Source organism: Geobacter sp. PheSNFMC (assembly GCF_059620965.1).
In genome coordinates this window covers 12,558-30,015 of record NZ_JCAMRN010000015.1, presented here as the reverse complement: position 1 = coordinate 30,015, position 17,458 = coordinate 12,558, and the positions used below count along the sequence as shown (strand labels likewise).

The 17,458-nt window shown below is 59.9% G+C and carries 12 protein-coding genes; 9 read left to right on the top strand and 3 right to left on the bottom strand.

The features are described 5' to 3' along the window. The first annotated feature begins 81 nt into the window (after window positions 1-81). The 6 genes from AC6CDK_RS04955 (at window position 82) to prsR (ending at window position 10,043) form a co-directional block, all read left to right on the top strand. Window positions 82-3,225: an Ig-like domain-containing protein gene (locus AC6CDK_RS04955; protein ID WP_192905017.1), complete on the top strand. Its 3,144-nt coding sequence runs from the start codon at window positions 82-84 to the stop codon at window positions 3,223-3,225. 386 nt (window positions 3,226-3,611) lie between these two features. Beyond that, on the top strand, window positions 3,612-4,331 hold the full coding sequence (locus tag AC6CDK_RS04950; RefSeq protein ID WP_039648196.1) for a PEP-CTERM sorting domain-containing protein: 720 nt from the start codon (window positions 3,612-3,614) through the stop codon (window positions 4,329-4,331). 187 nt (window positions 4,332-4,518) lie between these two features. Beyond that, window positions 4,519-5,088 (top strand): PEP-CTERM sorting domain-containing protein, encoded by a 570-nt coding sequence (locus tag AC6CDK_RS04945; protein ID WP_192905016.1) that lies wholly within the window; start codon window positions 4,519-4,521, stop codon window positions 5,086-5,088. A gap of 240 nt (window positions 5,089-5,328) precedes the next feature. Beyond that, a complete protein-coding gene (locus AC6CDK_RS04940; protein ID WP_039644191.1) occupies window positions 5,329-6,615 on the top strand; it encodes a nucleotide sugar dehydrogenase in 1,287 nt (428 codons plus the stop codon). 7 nt (window positions 6,616-6,622) lie between these two features. Beyond that, a complete protein-coding gene (gene prsK, locus AC6CDK_RS04935) occupies window positions 6,623-8,659 on the top strand; it encodes an XrtA/PEP-CTERM system histidine kinase PrsK (protein ID WP_192905015.1) in 2,037 nt (678 codons plus the stop codon). Between the two features lie 16 nt (window positions 8,660-8,675). Then, a complete protein-coding gene (gene prsR, locus AC6CDK_RS04930; protein WP_039644195.1) occupies window positions 8,676-10,043 on the top strand; it encodes a PEP-CTERM-box response regulator transcription factor in 1,368 nt (455 codons plus the stop codon). A gap of 14 nt (window positions 10,044-10,057) precedes the next feature. Here the strand turns inward: prsR and AC6CDK_RS04925 are convergent, their stop codons facing one another. The 3 genes from AC6CDK_RS04925 to AC6CDK_RS04915 all read right to left on the bottom strand — a co-directional run bounded on the left by AC6CDK_RS04925 (window position 10,058) and on the right by AC6CDK_RS04915 (window position 14,485). Then, window positions 10,058-12,421: an HD domain-containing phosphohydrolase gene (locus AC6CDK_RS04925; protein ID WP_039644197.1), complete on the bottom strand. Its 2,364-nt coding sequence runs from the start codon at window positions 12,419-12,421 to the stop codon at window positions 10,058-10,060. Between the two features lie 229 nt (window positions 12,422-12,650). Then, window positions 12,651-13,178 carry a tetratricopeptide repeat protein gene (locus tag AC6CDK_RS04920; protein ID WP_192905014.1) on the bottom strand — a complete coding sequence of 176 codons (528 nt, stop codon included), beginning with the start codon at window positions 13,176-13,178 and terminating at the stop codon, window positions 12,651-12,653. Then, the gene (locus AC6CDK_RS04915) at window positions 13,175-14,485 is read right to left on the bottom strand and encodes a diguanylate cyclase domain-containing protein (RefSeq protein WP_192905013.1); all 1,311 of its coding nucleotides are present in this window, start codon (window positions 14,483-14,485) and stop codon (window positions 13,175-13,177) included. Before AC6CDK_RS04915 ends, AC6CDK_RS04920 begins: the two co-directional genes overlap by 4 nt. 218 nt (window positions 14,486-14,703) lie before the next feature. Between AC6CDK_RS04915 and nadC the strand changes: the two genes are divergently transcribed. From nadC to AC6CDK_RS04900, 3 genes are read left to right on the top strand one after another with little or no spacing between them, the layout of a single operon-like run. Further along, window positions 14,704-15,534, top strand: a complete 831-nt coding sequence (gene nadC, locus AC6CDK_RS04910) for a carboxylating nicotinate-nucleotide diphosphorylase (RefSeq protein ID WP_039644202.1) — start codon at window positions 14,704-14,706, stop codon at window positions 15,532-15,534. Continuing rightward, a complete protein-coding gene (locus tag AC6CDK_RS04905; RefSeq protein ID WP_496639754.1) occupies window positions 15,531-16,547 on the top strand; it encodes a biotin--[acetyl-CoA-carboxylase] ligase in 1,017 nt (338 codons plus the stop codon). Before nadC ends, AC6CDK_RS04905 begins: the two co-directional genes overlap by 4 nt. A gap of 55 nt (window positions 16,548-16,602) precedes the next feature. After that, window positions 16,603-17,370 carry a type III pantothenate kinase gene (locus AC6CDK_RS04900; RefSeq protein WP_039644206.1) on the top strand — a complete coding sequence of 256 codons (768 nt, stop codon included), beginning with the start codon at window positions 16,603-16,605 and terminating at the stop codon, window positions 17,368-17,370. The last annotated feature ends 88 nt before the right edge of the window (window positions 17,371-17,458 follow it).

Sequence of the window (17,458 nt, the reverse complement as noted above, 5' to 3'; positions counted from 1 at the left end):
TTTTTTTTGTGCTCGCGACTCGAAAGGCGCGGGCAGGAAAAGGAGAAGCGGACGCCGAAAGAAGTACAAAGGAGCCCGTTTATGAAAACCCGCACGCTAACAACTCTTATTCTTGCCTGGTTGCTCAGTTTTACCATGGTTGCAGCCAGCCAGGCCCGGGACGTGACCCTGCAGTGGGATGCAAACAGTGAAACGACCGTTGCCGGCTACAAGGTTTACTACAACGCCGACTCGGCAGGCCCTCCCTTCAGCGGGACCGGAACAGTCGGCAAAGTGACCTCCACCACTCTCACCGGTCTTGATCCGAGCAAGACTTATTATTTCGCCGTCACCGCCTACGATGCCACCGGCACTGAAAGCACCTACTCCAATATCGTAAGCGCGGCCGAAGCAACCGCCCCCACCGTTTCGATTACCTCCCCCGCCTCGGGCGCGACCATCTCCGGTACCACCAGCGTTGCCATCAGCGCCACTGACAATGTGGGCGTCACCTCGGTCGAACTCTATGTGGACGGCGTCCTCAAAGGAACCGACACCTCATCTCCGTACAGTGTGAGCCTGAACACCACCCAGCTTTCCGCCGGCACTCACACTCTCCAGGCCAAAGCTTACGACGCTGCCGGGAACGTGGGACAGTCCACGGCGTTTTCCGTGACAGTGGTAAATGATACGACGGCTCCAACGGCTTCCATTACCTCTCCGGCCGGCAGTTCCACCGTGTCGGGCACCGTTACGGTAAACGTTTCCGCCACCGATGCCATGGGCGTGTCAAAGGTGGAACTCTATGTCAACGGTTCCCTTTACGCGACCTACGGTTCGGCTCCCTACTCGATAACCTGGAATACCTCGTCGTATGCCAACGGAACGTACACCCTCCAGGCCAAGGCCTATGACGCAGCGGGCAACGTCGGTCAGTCTTCCTCGGTGACGGTTACGGTAAGCAATACGGTCGCCGATACCACGGTCCCGACTGTTGCCGTGAGCTCCCCCGCCAATGGCGCGACCGTTACCGGTACGGTGAGCATGGCCGCCACGGCCTCCGACAACGTCGGCGTGAGCAAGGTAGAATTCTACGTAAACAACGTGCTCAAGGGGTCGGATACGACGTCTCCTTATGCCTACAGCTGGGATACCACCTCCGCAGCCAACGGCAGCTACACCCTGACCGCCAAGGCCTATGACGCAGCGGGCAACGTAGGTCAGTCTTCCTCGGTGACGGTCACTGTAAGCAATACGGTCGCCGATACCACGGTCCCGACTGTTGCCGTGAGCTCCCCCGCCAATGGCGCGACCGTTGCCGGTACGGTGAGCATGGCCGCTACGGCCTCCGACAACGTCGGCGTGAGCAAGGTCGAATTCTACGTAAACAACGTGCTCAAGGGGTCGGATACGACGTCTCCCTATAACTACAGCTGGGATACCACCTCCGCAGCCAACGGCAGCTACACCCTGACCGCCAAGGCCTATGATGCGGCTGGCAATGTGGGGCAGTCGAGCAGCGTGACCGTGAGTGTGAACAATGTGACGACTCCCCCGGCGGGAAGCAACACGGCCATCTTCGGTAATGCCTTTGGCGCCAATTTCCCGAATACCGTGGAAGACACCTTCCTGAATATCAATAATGACGTAAACGCCACCGGCGTAAGCCTCAGCACCTATACCTGGCCTGCAGCCACGCCGGCCAACGCAGTCGTGATGAAGTGGGACGTATCCGCTCTGCCTGCCAATGCCGAGATCCAGAGCGCCACGCTCTATCTCTACCTGACTGAAGGCGGTGGTGACGACGCTTACGAAATTCCGGTCTCCGCCATCATCAACAAGAACCCGGTCGTCGCCTCCAGCACCGGCAATACCTACGACGGGACCAATGCCTGGACCGCAAGCAGCGTGGCTTACGGTGGGGTGCCCCTGGCCCAGTCCGATATCGACACACCGGTGGATGCACCTCTGGTTGACAAGACCGTTGGCTACAAAGCCTGGAATATCACGAACCTGGTCAAGACCTGGCTGGCGACGCCGGCCGCCAACAGGGGCGTGCTGCTCAACTCCTCCAACAAGGCCACCGCCGACAGCTACAGGCTCTTCGCTTCCAGCGATGCGGCCGATACCAACCTGCGGCCGAAGCTGGTGGTAACCTACAACCTGCCGTCCGATACTGCTGCTCCGACGGTGGCGGTGAGTGCCCCGGCTAATGGCGCGACCGTGAGCGGAACGGTGACCGTCAGCGCAACAGCCTCTGACAATGTGGGCGTGACCAAGGTGGAATTCCTGGTGAACGGCACGGTCGCTTCCACGGTGACCACCGCCCCTTACAGCTACAGCTGGAATACCACGACCTCGGCCAACGGCACCTACACCCTGACTGCCAAGGCCTATGACGCTGCTGGCAACATCGGCCAATCTACCTCCGTATCGGTAACTGTGAACAACCAGACCGGCGACACCACTGCGCCGACCGTGTCGATTACTTCTCCGGCCAATAACGCGACCATCAAAGGAAGCATTACCGTCAGCGCCAGCGCATCGGACAACGTGAAAGTGACCAAGGTCGAGTTCTACCTGGACAACGTGCTCAAGCGCACCGACACGAGTTCGCCCTTTACCTACAGTCTCAACACGACCTCCGTGAGTGACGGCATTCACACCCTGACCGCCAAGGCCTATGATGCGGCAGGCAATATCGGTGAGTCGACCGTAACGGTCAAGGTTGCCAACGACACCACCGCGCCGACCGTGTCCCTGTCGGCCCCGGCCAGCGGCGCAACGGTAAGCGGTGTCGTCTCTGTCAATGCCACCGCAACGGACAACCTGGCAGTTGCCAAAGTCGAATTCTACGTCAACAATGTCCTCGCGAGCACGGATACGACCTCTCCCTACAGTTACATCTGGGATACCACCACCGTTGCGAACGGCGTCTATAGCCTGACCGCCAAGGCCTATGATGCGGCCGGCAACTCGAAGGTTTCGACCGCCGTAACCGTAACCGTCAACAACATCGCAATCATCAAGGGCGATGTGGATGGCGACGGAGCGATTACGGCCAATGACGCGCTCATCGTTCTCAAGGCGGTCGCAGACCCGACCCTGTTGACCTCGACAGTGCAGACCATGGGTGATGTGGCGCCGGTCGATCCGGTTACCTCCAAGCCGGTCGGCAACGGCAAGATTGACATCAACGACGTGCTGATTCTTCTGCGCCGGGCGGTTGGTCTGACGACCTGGTAACCGATCCCTGACCGGGCCCCCGCTGTGCGGTGGTCCTGTAACAGAGCCGCCTTTCCCGCGTTGCCGGGGGAGGCGGCTTTTTTTGTGCGAATGGCGGCTGCCATAACTCAGTTGTCCAAAGACTGCTGTCGGAATTCCTGTCACAATGTGCGGTAGTTATGAGGGATACTGGCAAGAGTCGTTGTTTATCAGGTGGTTGGGTAGCGGCACGTATTATGCTGATTCTGTTTCAGGTGGGCATGCTGAGGATTACTATCCATGAATGATGTCATTTTTCGCCAGTAGTCCCTGATCGGCCTTCATTTAGTGCAGTTGGTGCAGTTGCGCTCGTATGCTCACGCAAACGGCGGAGCTTGGTTTCCGCACTCACCAAAGGAGGTATGATCATGAAGGCACTCGCTGTTCTCCTCGTTGCACTACTGTCTCTGGCAGCAGTTACGTCTGACGCTGCCCCTCTTAGCTATCTGTTCGGCGGCAAAATTACCAGTAGCACCATGGGGGCCTTTGGATTTTCCGAGGTCCAGGTGCAAGTCGGCAGTCCCTTTATCGGTTCGTTCACGTATGACCTTGTCGGCAGCAATCCACAGCCTGTGAACTTCGAAGTCGCTGTTCTGTATGAGCAAATCCCGGGGCTTGGGCAGGGTTGGACCGTACTTATTGACAAGACCCAGGCTCAATTAGGCGTATCCGCCCCCGATGTTCTTGGTTTCGATAGTCTAGCCATTGTTTCGAATGCTCCGGTTTTTGGTGTCTTTGCCGGAAAGCTGGAAAACAATCAGTTGCTTCTTTACGAGTCCACGTATTGGCCGAGCATTCTGTCGGAAACCACCAACACCGCCGCGAACCTTTTCCTGCAGGGGCCAGGCGGAGCAATGGAGTATTGGCCATATCTCGATGAATTCACTCTTCAAAAGTTTTTTGGGGTTCATGGGCTCTTCGAGGGAGAACCCTGGAACTTCGTCGGACAGATTGAGTATCTGCAGCAAACAAGCTCGCCGGTCATCGTTGGGGTGGTGCCGGAACCGGGAACAGGCCTGCTTTTCGCCTTCGGTCTTGCAGGTCTGTGGGCGGTAACCGCATGCTCGCGCAAGCAGAATAAAGGCTGAGTCCAACTATCGTTTCGGCTGTACGAGCGATCGACGATCTTGTCGGATTAGTTTACATTTTAGACAAAAATATATTCTGGTGATTGAATGTAATCTCTTGAATTTATTGTAATGAATGAATTGGTTTAAAAATTGAATCTAATGGCTGAACATCATCACGCAGGTGACGAACGACAGGGAGGCATACATGAAAAAATTGATAGGTGTGGTGGCAGGTTTGCTTCTCATGGGAGGCGTAGCCCAGGCCGCACCGATTACCTTTACGGACACCACGCTTTTTACGCCAACGGGGACCCTTGCCGCCCAGGACCTGGTCGGCCACGGATGGGGCGCGGTAAACTTCCTCGACGGCACGGGGGATTACGTCGCATGGAAGCATCAGTTCACCTTTACGCCGCCGGCTCAGCAGATAGTGAGTGGCAGACTGACTCTTACCCTCCTTGACGACGATGCCGACAAGCTGCTCAACCCTCTTACCTGGGAACTCGCTTTCGGCTATGCCGAGGATGGTTCCTGGGCCCTTGGCGGAGTGAACACCGGCGCCTATGGGTATAACGTGAATGTGGAATTCCTCAAAGATGGCGAGTTCAACGTGAAGCTCGCGTCGCTCCTTGGCGACTTCTACCTTACCCGCTCGGATCTGACCATCACCTACGAACCTGAGTCGGCTCCCGTTCCCGAACCGGGCACGATCGTTCTGTTGGGGGCCGGTCTGTTGGGTCTCGGCGCGTACAGCCGCAAGCACATGAAGCGGTAATCGTAATCCCGACAGGCAGTTTCCCCCACTGATCCCAAGAAGGCGGTGTCAACGCACCGCCTTTTCTTTTGTCTCTGGTGCCCCCCAAAAACAACCATTCGCAACCGTGGGTTTTTTATGATGTTACGTGCATACGCTCCTTGTGCCCGCACGGGATTTGGTGTAAATTTTATCGACAGTGAATGGAAGATAACCTTGGGACTGCACGTGATTCATGGGATCGAGCAAAAGGAGCGCTCAATGACCGCTGACCGCACCATTTCCGTTATCGGACTCGGCTACGTGGGACTCCCCGTGGCGGTTGCCTTCGGCCGGGTTCGCCGGACTGTCGGGTTTGACATCAATGCCGGCCGTATCGCCGAGCTCAAGCAGGGGGTCGATCGAACCGGCGAGGTGACTGCTGAGGACCTGGCCGCAGCGGACATCCTTTTCACCGACCGCATCGAAGAGCTCCGTCTGGCGGATTTTCACATCGTGGCGGTGCCGACTCCCATTGATGAAGCGAATCAGCCCGACCTTGCCCTGATGCTGAAGGCGTCGGAAACGGTGGGGAAGGCCTTGAAGCGGGGCGACATCGTGGTGTACGAGTCCACAGTCTATCCCGGTGTTACTGAGGACGAGTGCGTGCCGATCCTGGAACGGGTGTCGGGACTGCACTGCGGCACCGATTTCACCGTGGGTTACAGCCCTGAGCGGATCAATCCGGGCGACAGAGAGCATACTTTCACGAAGATCACCAAAGTAGTGTCGGGGCAGGATGCGGCGACACTCGACGTGGTGGCCCGGGTGTATGAATCAGTGGTGACGGCGGGGGTCCACCGGGCATCGAGCATCAAGGTGGCCGAAGCGGCCAAGGTGATCGAGAATACCCAACGGGACCTGAACATCGCCCTCATGAACGAGTTGGCTCTGATTTTCGACCGGCTGGGCATCGACACCAGCGAGGTGCTGGAGGCGGCCGGGACCAAGTGGAACTTCCTCAGGTTCAAGCCGGGGCTCGTGGGTGGGCATTGCATCGGTGTGGATCCGTACTATCTGACCCACAAGGCTGAGAAGATCGGTTACATCCCCCAGGTGATCCTGGCGGGCCGCCGGATCAACGACGGTATGGGCAAATTCGTAGCCCAGAAGACGGTGAAAGAGATGATCCTGGCCGGGCACCCGGTTCTGGGAGCCAGGGTAACGGTGCTCGGCCTCACCTTCAAGGAGGATTGCCCGGATCTGCGCAATTCCCGTGTGATCGACATTATCCGCGAGCTTGAGGAGTATGGTGTGAAGGTACAGGTCCACGACCCCTTGGCCGACCCTGACGAGGCCCTGCATGAATACGGAGTGAGGCTTGTGCCGGCAGACGGCCTGGAGCCTGCCGCTGCGGTGGTTGCCGCTGTGGCACACCGTCAGTTCCGGTCCCTGGCCGGGGATGACTTGCTTCGATTGATGGCCCCCCCCGCGGTTCTCGTGGATGTAAAGGGGATGTACTGCCAGAACATGCTGCGACAGGCGGGAATCCGCTTCTGGAGGCTCTGAGCCGGTCATGATGCAGGTGGTCCTTTCAGCGGGGGCAGTGTTGCTCTCCCTGGCCGTAATCGGAGTCACCATCCGCCGCCAGGGGCTTACCCTTTCAGCCTGCGCGACAGTTGCCGCCCTGACGGCGGCTTCGGCTCTCGAAGTCCTGGACTTCATGGTAATGCTCGATCCGGATCGACTGTTTGAGTGGAAACGGTGGGTTCTGGCGGTCGAATCCCTTTTGCCTGCGGCATGGCTTAGCTATAGCCTCACTCACTCCCGGCGGACCGCGACATCTGCTGTGCCCCGGCTGCAGTGGTTTTTCGCGGCAGCTACGGCCGCGTTCCCACTGGCCGCTCTGCTGCTGCCGCCGGAGGTTTTCATCTATTCACCGGATTTCGCCACGGAGCGGGTCCTGTTTCTGACGGTTCACGGCTACTACTTCTATCTCGGCCTGCTTCTCTTTGTAGTGGTTTCCCTGGTCAATCTGGAGGGGACGTATTCTCATGCCTCTCTCCTGGAGCGCTGGCGAATCAAATTCGATTTCATCGGCGCGACCAGTTACCTTGCGCTTCTGGTGCTCTACTACAGCCAGGGGCTGCTCCATCGTTCCCTCAACATGGGGCTGTTGCCGGTACGGTCCCTGATCCTGGCCCTTGCCGCCGCCATGATGCTCTATTCGCTTCTCGCGCGGGGCAGCGGCGTGCGGATCGCGGTCTCGCGGAACATGGCCTACAAGTCGGTGGTGCTGGTTGCCGTAGGGCTGTACCTGGTTGCCGTGGGGGTGATGGGGGAGGGGCTGCGCTACTTCGGGGAAGGCTTCCCCAAGGCAATGGCCATTGCCACCCTGTTCTGCATGGGTATCGCCCTGGTGGTCATTCTCCTGTCAGAGACCCTGCGGCGCAGGGTCCGGGTCTTCATTCACAAGAATTTTTACCGGAGCAAGTACGATTACCAGACCCAGTGGCTCCACTTCACCGATCTGTTGGCCTCTGCCCGCAGCTCTGATGGTCTCATGGAGGCAATCCTCGCCGGCTACAGCGGGGTTTTCGGCATGAACAGCGGAGTTCTTTTTCTTAAAAGCGGAGACAACGGCCCATTCCGCTGGGCCGTTGCCCGGGAGCAGGCACCGGTTGGTGCTTTTTTCTCGTCTAACGATCTTCCGGTGCGCCGGATGGCGGAGGAAGGGTGGATCGTCAATCTCCGCGAGGTAAGCCCTGAGGAGTTCTCCGGCGCCGGTGAGTTTGTGCGGGAGAACAGCGTCGTATTCCTCATCCCTCTGTCGTCCGGCGAGGGGCTTGAGGGAATCGTCGCCCTGGGGCGGCCCGTCCATGAAGGAGAGCTCTACCACTACGAAGATTACGACCTGATGAAGACCATGGCCCGCCAGGCCGCGTCGGCCCTCATGAACCTGCGCCTCTCCGAGGAGCTGGCAAGCGCTCGGGAACTGGAGGTTATGGGGCGGGTGTCGACGTTCATCCTCCACGATCTCAAGAATCTGGTCTACACTCTCTCGCTCACCGTGGACAATGCCCGCGACCACATCGCGGATCCCGAGTTCCAGGACGACATGCTCGGTACCCTCGGCAATACGGTGAACCGGATGAAGCTCCTCATTGCACGGTTGCGCGGCCTTCCCGAGAAGCAGTCCCTGAACCGGGAGGAGGTGGACCTCCTTCTGCTTGCCGGGGAAAGTGCGGGGCTGGCCGGGGGCCGGGACTGCGTCCGGGTCGGCGGGTCAGCGGTTTGCGCCCACGTGGACCGGGAGGAGATCCAGAAGGTGGTTATGAACCTGGTGGTGAACGCCCTGGAGGCCACGGAAGGGAAGGGCCCGGTGACGGTGGAGGTGGGCTGCGGCAACGCCCCCTACATCCGCGTGAGCGATTCCGGCTGCGGCATTCCCGAGGCCTTTCGCGCCCACCTGTTCTCGCCCTTCAGGACCACCAAGAAAAAAGGGCTTGGCATCGGTCTCTACCAGTGCCGCCGGATTGTGGAGGCCCACGGCGGGAGGATAGACGTGGAGAGTGCGCCCGGACAGGGTGCGACGTTTACGGTGTGGCTGTAAGGGGGTGGGAGATTCCATGGAAAAACTGCTGATCGTCGACGACAACGAGGATATCCGCAAGCAACTGAAGTGGGGCATCGGCAAGGAGTACACGCTGTTCCTGGCGGCCGATGCCCGGGAGGCCATTGATGTTTTCCGCAAGCAGCGGCCGGCGGTGGTTACCCTTGACTTGGGGTTGCCACCCCATGAGGACAGCTCCGAGGAGGGTTTCCGCTGCCTGGAGGAGATGCTGCGCATTGCTCCCGATGTGAAGGTAATCGTCATTACCGGTAACGATGGCAGGGAAAACGCGGTCAAGGCAGTTCAACTGGGGGCCTACGATTTTTACCAGAAGCCGATCGATCTCGACGAATTGAAGGTGATCGTGAAGCGGGCGTTTCATCTCCAGATGCTGGAGGAGGAGAACCGGCGCCTCCAGAGCGTTCTGGACGGCGGTTCCACCGAATTCAGGGGGCTTGTCGGCCAGTGCCCCGAGATGCAGCAGGTCTTTTCCACCATCCGCAAGGTTGCGGCTTCCGATATCTCGGTGCTGATCCACGGCGAGAGTGGCACGGGTAAGGAACTGGTGGCCCGGGCGATCCACGCCATGAGCCTGCGCAAGGACGGGCCATTCATTCCCATCAACTGTGGCGCCATCCCTGAAAACCTTCTGGAGGCGGAGCTCTTCGGTCACGAGAAGGGGGCGTTCACGGGCGCCCTCAATCGAGTGCTGGGCAAGGTCGAGTACGCTCATAAGGGCACCCTTTTCCTCGATGAAATCGGTGAGTTGCCGCTCAATCTTCAGGTAAAGCTTTTACGTTTTCTGCAGGAGAAGGTTATCCAGCGGGTCGGCGGCAGGGAGGACATCGCCGTTGATGCCCGCATCGTGGCTGCCACCAATGTGGACATCGCCCGCTCCATGGCCGAGGGGACCTTCAGGGAAGACCTGTTCTACCGGATCGGGGTGGTCTCCATCACCCTGCCGCCCCTCAGAAGCCGGGGAGAGGATGTAATGCCCCTGGCAAATCTGTTCCTGAAGCGGTTTTCGGTTGATTTGCGCAAGAAGGCGAAGGGGTTCAGCTCGACCTCGCGCGAATATCTCGAAGCCTACGCCTGGCCCGGCAATGTGCGTGAGTTGGAGAACAAGGTGCAACGGGCCGTGCTCATGGCCGCATCGCCGATTATCGAGCCGGATGATCTGGGATTCACCGAACGGCCGATGCCGCGGGCTTCCGCGTCGCTGGAGGGGGTATCGCTCCGCGAGGCGCGGGATCGGGTGGAGCGTGAGATGGTGCGGGAGGCCATATCAAGGTGCAAGGGGAACATTGCCCGGGCGGCCGAGGAGTTGGGGATCAGCCGGCCCACTATCTACGACCTGATGAAAAAACACGGGGTCAGCGGATGAGGGGGGCGGGCAGGTCAGGGGTGCATTGACAGGGGCTGTTTCTTTTTGCCGCCCGCGGCCCGTGACCCGTTGCCGGTTTTACCGTTGGGTCCATGGCCGGTTTCTTTGGCTTTTTCCCGCTGAACCTCCAGGACGGCTTCAAGGGCTTCCACGACGCGAGGATCGTACACGGTCCCCGCTTTTGTTTTGATTTCCTGCAGGGCGTGCCGGACGGGCACCCGTTTGCGGTAGGGGCGGTCCGAGGTCATGGCGCAGAAGGAATCGACCACTGCCAGGACGCGCGAAATGAGAGGGATGTCGTCCCCCTGGAGCCCGTCGGGGTACCCGCTGCCGTCAAGGTGCTCGTGATGGTGGAGGATGCCGCGCTTGACCTCTTCGGAGAACTCGATGGCATTAATCAGCCCGACCGTGGTGTAGGGATGGACCTTGAGGCTGTTGCGCTCGGACGGCAGAAGCGTTTCCCGTTTGTTCAGGATGCTCTTTTCCATGACCACGAGCCCCAGGTCGTAGACCATGGAAGCATAGAGCGCCACCCTGCACATGTCCTCGCCGGCACCCAGCCGCTCCATGATCCGCACCGTCAGTTCCGGCAGGATCGAGTCCTTTTTGTGGTATTTCTTCTCTGCTGAGATCAGGTTGTCAAACGATGTCATGAAGTTGCGGAAATTGTCCTCATGGTGTTCGCCGGCATGGAGCCGTTCGATGAAGTAGGATACCCGCTCGCTCAGAAGCGAGGCAACGTCGTAGTCACGCCGGGTGAAGGGGGTTGCGGTGCGCTTGTTGTTGAGGTTGAGCACGCCGATGACCTTGCCGCCGACCCTGAGGGGGAGCGAGATAAGGGATTTGTTGTTGTACTGGGAGATGTTTCTTCTGCCGAACCGCGAATCCTTCTCGATGTCTTCGATGAAGAGCGGTTTCCCCTCCAGGGCGACCCAGCCGGCGATCCGGTCGCCCAGCCGCACCCGCGTCTGCTTGATGAGATAATCTTCAAGCCCCCGGGCACTCTTGATGACCAGGTCGCCGGAGATATCGTCGCACAGCATGATGGAACAGATATTCAGGTCGAGCACTTCGGCGATGAACTCCAGGAACATCTCAATGGTATTGTTCATGACCGCGTCGACCTTCTGCCGGGTGCTCTTGGGAATCGCCAGGTTGACGACGAGCCCCTGCTCCCGGTTCTCCGCAGTCAGCTCCCACTGGTGGAGGTCCACCACCTTGCGGGCAAGGTAGAGCTTCAGCTTTTCGTCGGGCTGCGTAGCCTGGAAGATGTGGCTCGAACTGAAGAGGAAGGGGAGAATGGCCTCGGGGATCTGACGCGGCAGTTGGATGGAAACCTCCACGCTGTCGTTTTCGCCCACCGTCACGGTCATGGTGTCGCCCCGGTCGAGGAAGTGGCAGAGCCCTTCGATGACGTTCAGGAAGAACTGGACGATCCGCACCTTGTCACCGACAATGTCCGAACTTTCCTCGTCGATTGTGATGCCGACCATGACATTCTTGCGGGCCAGGAACGTTTTGAGGTTTTTCGACCCGAGGACTTCGTTGAGAACCTCCTTGAGATTGACCACGGTCTTGGTGATGATCATGGTTTCATCTTCGAAGCGGAGGAAATCGAGCTGGTTTTCAACGATGGCGATGAGCTTGTCGGTTTCAGTGGCAATGATGTCGTAGAACTCCTGCTGCTCCAACCGGGTCAGCCGGTCCGATTGCTGGAGGTAGTAGACGGAACCCTTGATGGAATTGAGAGGGGTGCGTAACTCGTGGGACACGCGGGTGATGAACTCGGTCTTGATCACATCGCTTTCGATGAGTTTGCGGTTGATTCCCTCCTGTTCACCCGCCTTGAACCGGAGCTGGTTGACCAGCATGGCGTTTTCCAGGGCGATGGCCGCTTGGTTGGCAATGATCTTGATGAGGGAGAACTCGTCGTCGAGAAACGCCGTGCCGTCAGCCTTGTCGTTGATGTTGAGCAGCCCCAGCAGGCGATCCTTGATGACGATGGGGCACGAGATGAACGAGGGGGTCTTGTACCGGTCGCGGGTCATCCCCTGAAACCGGGGCTCCTGGTCGATGTCCGTCACCAGGACGGGCACGCGTCCCTTGGCAATAACGCCGGCGATTCCCTCCCCGAGTCGTGCCCGGTAGGTTTTCATGAGTTGGAGGTCTATGCCGCGGCCCGCGAGGATGAACAGCTCGTCCCGCTCGTTGAGAAGCAGGAGAGATCCCTTTTCCGCCTTCGTATAATTCACGGCCAGATCGAGCATCAGGTTGGCGATGGCGCTGATGTTGTCGGTCACGACGAGCGCGCTCGATATTTCCTGGATGATCGCGAACTTTTTCTCGAAGAGGCGCAGATTTTCTTCGGCGAGGGTCATTGTTGGCCGTTTCCTGATCGCGTAACGAGTGCCGGGGAGTCTACGTCATCTGGACCAGTTCCTGACAGAGGAAAAGCAACTAGAGTGCCAGAGTGTTGATTGTAAAAAAGCTAATGATTCTTGCTTGTTGGTTTGACGGCGCCCGTTGTTGTCGAATGGAGTGTCGGAAATACTTACATTAATGGGGGGTACTATACCCCGTTGAGACGGAAAAATTGACACTCTTGCTTTACGGCTTCAGCTTTCTCTCCAGCTCAAGATCAAGGGTTTTGAGCTTTTCCAGGTTGAGCCTCAGTTCCTTGTTTTCCCTGGTCAGGGACAGGTTCAGGTCGCGCAGCGTTTTGAGCTGGCGGCGCAGCTCGCCCGCTGCCTCGATGCGGACCGGAATCTCAGCGATGAAGTCGCTGAGGGGAAGGGCCTGGTGGGCCCAGGGGCTGTCGGGATAGTCCCGTTGCAGTTGGTCCAGAAGCTTTGTGGCCTTGGCGATGTCTCCGGTGCGGGGCTCGCTGGGCAGCCGCAGCAGGGCCAGGCGGAAGAGGGCCTCGTCGGTGACGCCGCGGACGGGTTTTTCGATAATGATGGCGTCGAGAAGCACGGCGGCGTTGTCGGTACGCCCCCGGGCGATGAGTTCCACCGCCAGGCTCAGCTTTTCTTCCTGGGCCGAGCGTTGCCGAATGTCCGTCACTGCTTTGCGCACGGGAGCGCAGCCGGTCGGCAGGATCAGGATCAGGACAGCCGCGAGCAGGCGAAGTTTCATCGTTTTCCTTTGCGCCGGTTGATGAGGTAGTTGCTGCCCGGCTTGCTTTTCAGCAAGTCTTTGATGTCGGCGGCCGCCTTGGCGACATCAACGGCTGAGGCGAATTTCTCGCGACTGCAGATGACCACGGCGATTGAAATGCTCATGATGGGGAAGGTACGCGGTACGCCGTAACGGTCGACCCCCTCGATGGCGCCTTTGGCCAGGTCCTCGGGGCTGTAATGCTGGCGGATGAAGTCGTCGAAGCGGGTGATGACGCGCTCGCATACCGGTCCGCCCTTGTCGGAAGCCACCACCATGACGAAGTCGTCGCCCCCCACGTGGCCCACAAAGGCATCGCCTCCCGCCACCTGCCGGACTATATCGTGGATCAACTCTGCCGTCAATTTTATCACTTCGCTTGCTTTTATATACCCGTAATGGTCGTTGAACGCCTTGAAATTGTCCAGATCGGCGTAGCAGACCGCAAAGGGTTCACCCGACTGGAGCCGACGGTTGAGGACCCGCTCGATGGCGATGTTGCCCGGCAGCCTCGTGAGAGGGCTGGCGTCGAGGCTCATCTGTTCCAGTTCCTTGAGCTTTTTCCCCATGCGGACGAAGTCGCCGGCCAGGGCGCCGATTTCGTCTCCGGCTGGCAACTGGGGATCGTAATCGAAATCCCCCTCGGCGATCCGGTGCATCCCCTTTTTGAGTTTGGTAATGGCGGTCGAGATTGAATGAACGGTCAACGAGGCCACGGTGAGGGCGAGGATGAAGCCCGAAAAGGCCAGGATCAGGGCCAGGCGTACCGTGGCCGATTCGCGCCGGTCCGCCTCGGCCAGCTTCTGGTCGAGGAGCGTGCGCCGCAGGGCCGAGATGGCGTCGATGCGGGCGGCAACTTCGTCCGAGTCCTTTCGGGCGGCCAGGGGGTCGCCGTTGCCGGTGGCGAAGATGCGTTCGGTGACCTGCCGGTACTTTTCATAGCTGGCAACCAGGTCGCGGAAGGGCTGATCGTTGCCCCGTCTTCCCAATTCGCCGAGAATTGTCATGAACTCGCTCTGGCGCTGGTTGAAAAGATCTTTGAATTCGCCACTTTTGAGGATCAGGTAGCGCCCGGCAAAGCGGTCCTGGGCGCTGAGCGACTCGCGGAGTCGATAGGTGGCGCTGATGACGAAAAGGTCGGTCCGGGCGATTTCCTTTGCAGTCCTGTTTTGGGAGTAAAGACCCAGCAAAGCGAAGACCAGTGCCGCGGTCGTGAGGAATATGACGACCGCGTAGCTGGCGATCAACTTCTGGACGATGCTGAAGCGTCGCTGGAATGTGGGCATTGAATGGCGCCTTTCCGATGAGAAAAACGGTTTATTCTAATCCAGAGGGGGTGGTAAGTCAACGACTGGCTCTCGGCAGAGGGGTCGGTCCGCGCACCGCCGTAAACCGCGTGATGGCGCGCCCTCTTTGCGGTTGCGGGGTTCCGCGTCCTGTGCTATATAAGGCTCAATTTACCCGCGCGTCTGAAGCGCGCGGAGCCCAAGCGAGGTGCACCGGCATGACCGGCCTTGATTCCATTATCGACAACGCCCTCCGGGAAGATATCCATACCGGCGACATCACGACCCTTTCCGTAGTCCCCGAGCCGCGTCCTGCCCGCGCCCGCCTGATTGCCAAGGAGCCGCTCGTCCTTGGGGGCATCGGCGTGGCGGCACGCGTTTTCCACCGTCTCGACCCGACCGTCAGGTTCGATGCCCGTTTCCCCGATGGTGCGCGAGTGGAGGCGGGTGCACTGCTCGCCGAGATGGCCGGTGATTCGGCCATGCTGCTGCAGGGTGAGCGGGTGGCGCTCAATCTTCTTCAGCGCATGTGCGGCATTGCAACGCTCACCGCCCGCTACGTGGAGGCGGTGGCCGGAACCGGAGCCCGCATTGTGGACACCCGCAAAACCATGCCGGGCCTTCGCATCCTGGACAAGTACGCGGTGCGGTTGGGCGGGGGCATCAATCACCGGACCGGCCTGTACGACGGCGTTCTCATCAAGGAAAACCACATTGCCGCTGCCGGCGGGATTGCCGAGGCGATTCGCCGGGCCCGGGCCTACATTCCCCACACCATGAAGATCGAAGTGGAGACCGAATGCCTTGAAGAGGTTGCCGAGGCCCTGGGGGCCGGGGCTGACATCATCATGCTGGACAACATGGACCTGGCTGCCATGCGCAGGGCGGTTGCCCTCATCGCGGGCCGGGCTCTGGTGGAGGCATCGGGGGGGGTGAACCTGGAAACGGTGCGGGGAATCGCCGAAACCGGGGTCGATATCATTTCCGTGGGCGCATTGACTCACTCGGCCCGAGCCATGGACATCTCCATGCTGTTGGAGGCCGAGTGAGCGGGGAGCGCCCACGCCCCGCAGAGGCGGCCGACCGGGACATGGACCGGAAGATCCTGGAGCTGTTCCGGAGCCGTTCGGGCGGGTTCGTCTCCGGGGAGGTCCTGAGCACTCTGCTGGGTGTTTCGCGGACGGCGGTCTGGAAGCATATCAAGAATCTCAAAAATCTGGGCTATCGCATCGAGTCGGTTCCCTCACGCGGCTACCGTCTCGTGGCCTCTCCCGATATCCTTACCCCGGCCGAAATCTCCGCCGGGCTCGCGGTTCGCCGGATCGGCACCCATGTGGTCTGTTTCCGGGAAACGGGGTCCACCAATACGGTGGCCTCGCAACTGGCCGCCGAAGGCGCTGCCGAGGGGACCGTGGTGCTGGCGGACGCCCAGACCGGCGGCAAGGGACGACTGGGCAGGCGCTGGGAATCTCCGCCGGGGGTAAACGTCTACTGCTCGGTCATCCTCCGTCCTCCCATCTCGCCGCTTCATTCACCGCAACTCACCCTTCTGTCGGCCGGGGCCACGGCCGAGGCCATCGAGCGCACCTCGGGGCTTGTGCCCGCCATCAAGTGGCCCAACGATATCCTGGCGAACGGCTTCAAGGTGGCGGGAATGCTCAGTGAGTTGAGCGCCGAGACGGAGCGGGTGGAGTACCTCGTTCTGGGGATCGGTGTCAACATCAACATGGAGCGGGATCAGTTCCCCGACGGTCTTCGCTACCCGGCCAGTTCCCTGGCCCTGGAGGCGGGGCGGACCGTGGAGCGCATTCCGTTTGTCAGGTCGCTGCTGGAGTCACTGGATCGCCTGTACGATGAGTATCTGCTGAAGGGGTTTCCTCCCGTGCGCGATGCCTGGCTGGCCCGCAGCGCCGTCATGGGGCGGCGGGTGACGGTGGATGGCGGTGCCGGCATCCTCGCCGGTACGGTTGAAGGGATAGACGAGATCGGCGCCTTGCTGGTAAGGACCGCCGGAGGCTCACTGGAGCGGGTGCTGGCGGGGGATGTTTCGCTCGAAGGGTGAGGGTGCGGCGGTAACGCCGTATTCCCGGAGGACGTCTCACAGTGTGGAGGACGTAGTGCTTCTTGTCATAGACGTGGGGAATACCAACATCGTGCTCGGCATCTACGACGGCGAGCGTCTGGTACGGGACTGGCGTCTCTCGACCGACAAGGCCCGTACCGCAGACGAGTACGGTATTCTCATAAATGAGTTGTTCCGGTTGGCCGGTCTCGGGCTCGATCAGATCCGCGCCGTGATCATTTCCTCGGTGGTGCCGCCCCTCACCGGCGTGCTGGAGCGCCTTTCCCTGGGGTATTTCGGGATGCGCCCCCTGGTGGTGGGCCCGGGCATCAGGACCGGCATGCCGATCCAGTACGACAACCCCCGCGAGGTGGGGGCCGACCGGATCGTGAACGCGGTGGCGGGGTACGAGAAATACCGCACCTCTCTCATTATCGTCGATTTCGGCACCGCTACTACGTTCGACTACGTGAACCGCAAGGGAGAGTACTGCGGGGGGGCCATCGCGCCGGGACTCGTCATTTCCACCGAGGCCCTGTTCCAGCGGGCCAGCAAGCTGCCCCGGGTTGATATCGTGCGTCCGCCTGTCATCATTGCCAGGAACACGGTCAATTCGATGCAGGCGGGAATTTACTATGGCTACGTGGGACTCGTGGATGAGATCGTCACCCGGATGAAGGCCGAGAGCAAGGATGCGCCCCGGGTCGTCGCCACCGGGGGGCTGGCGTCGCTCTTGGCTCCCGAGTCCAAGACCATCGATGCTGTTGAGGAATATCTGACACTGGAGGGATTGCGCATACTGTACGAACGAAACAGGGAGTGAGACAGCGGATAATTGCAGCGGATGTGAAGTGCCCACTGTGGGAATCACGGGTCGGCGTCGACCCCTACCTTACACGTCACGGGAGGAT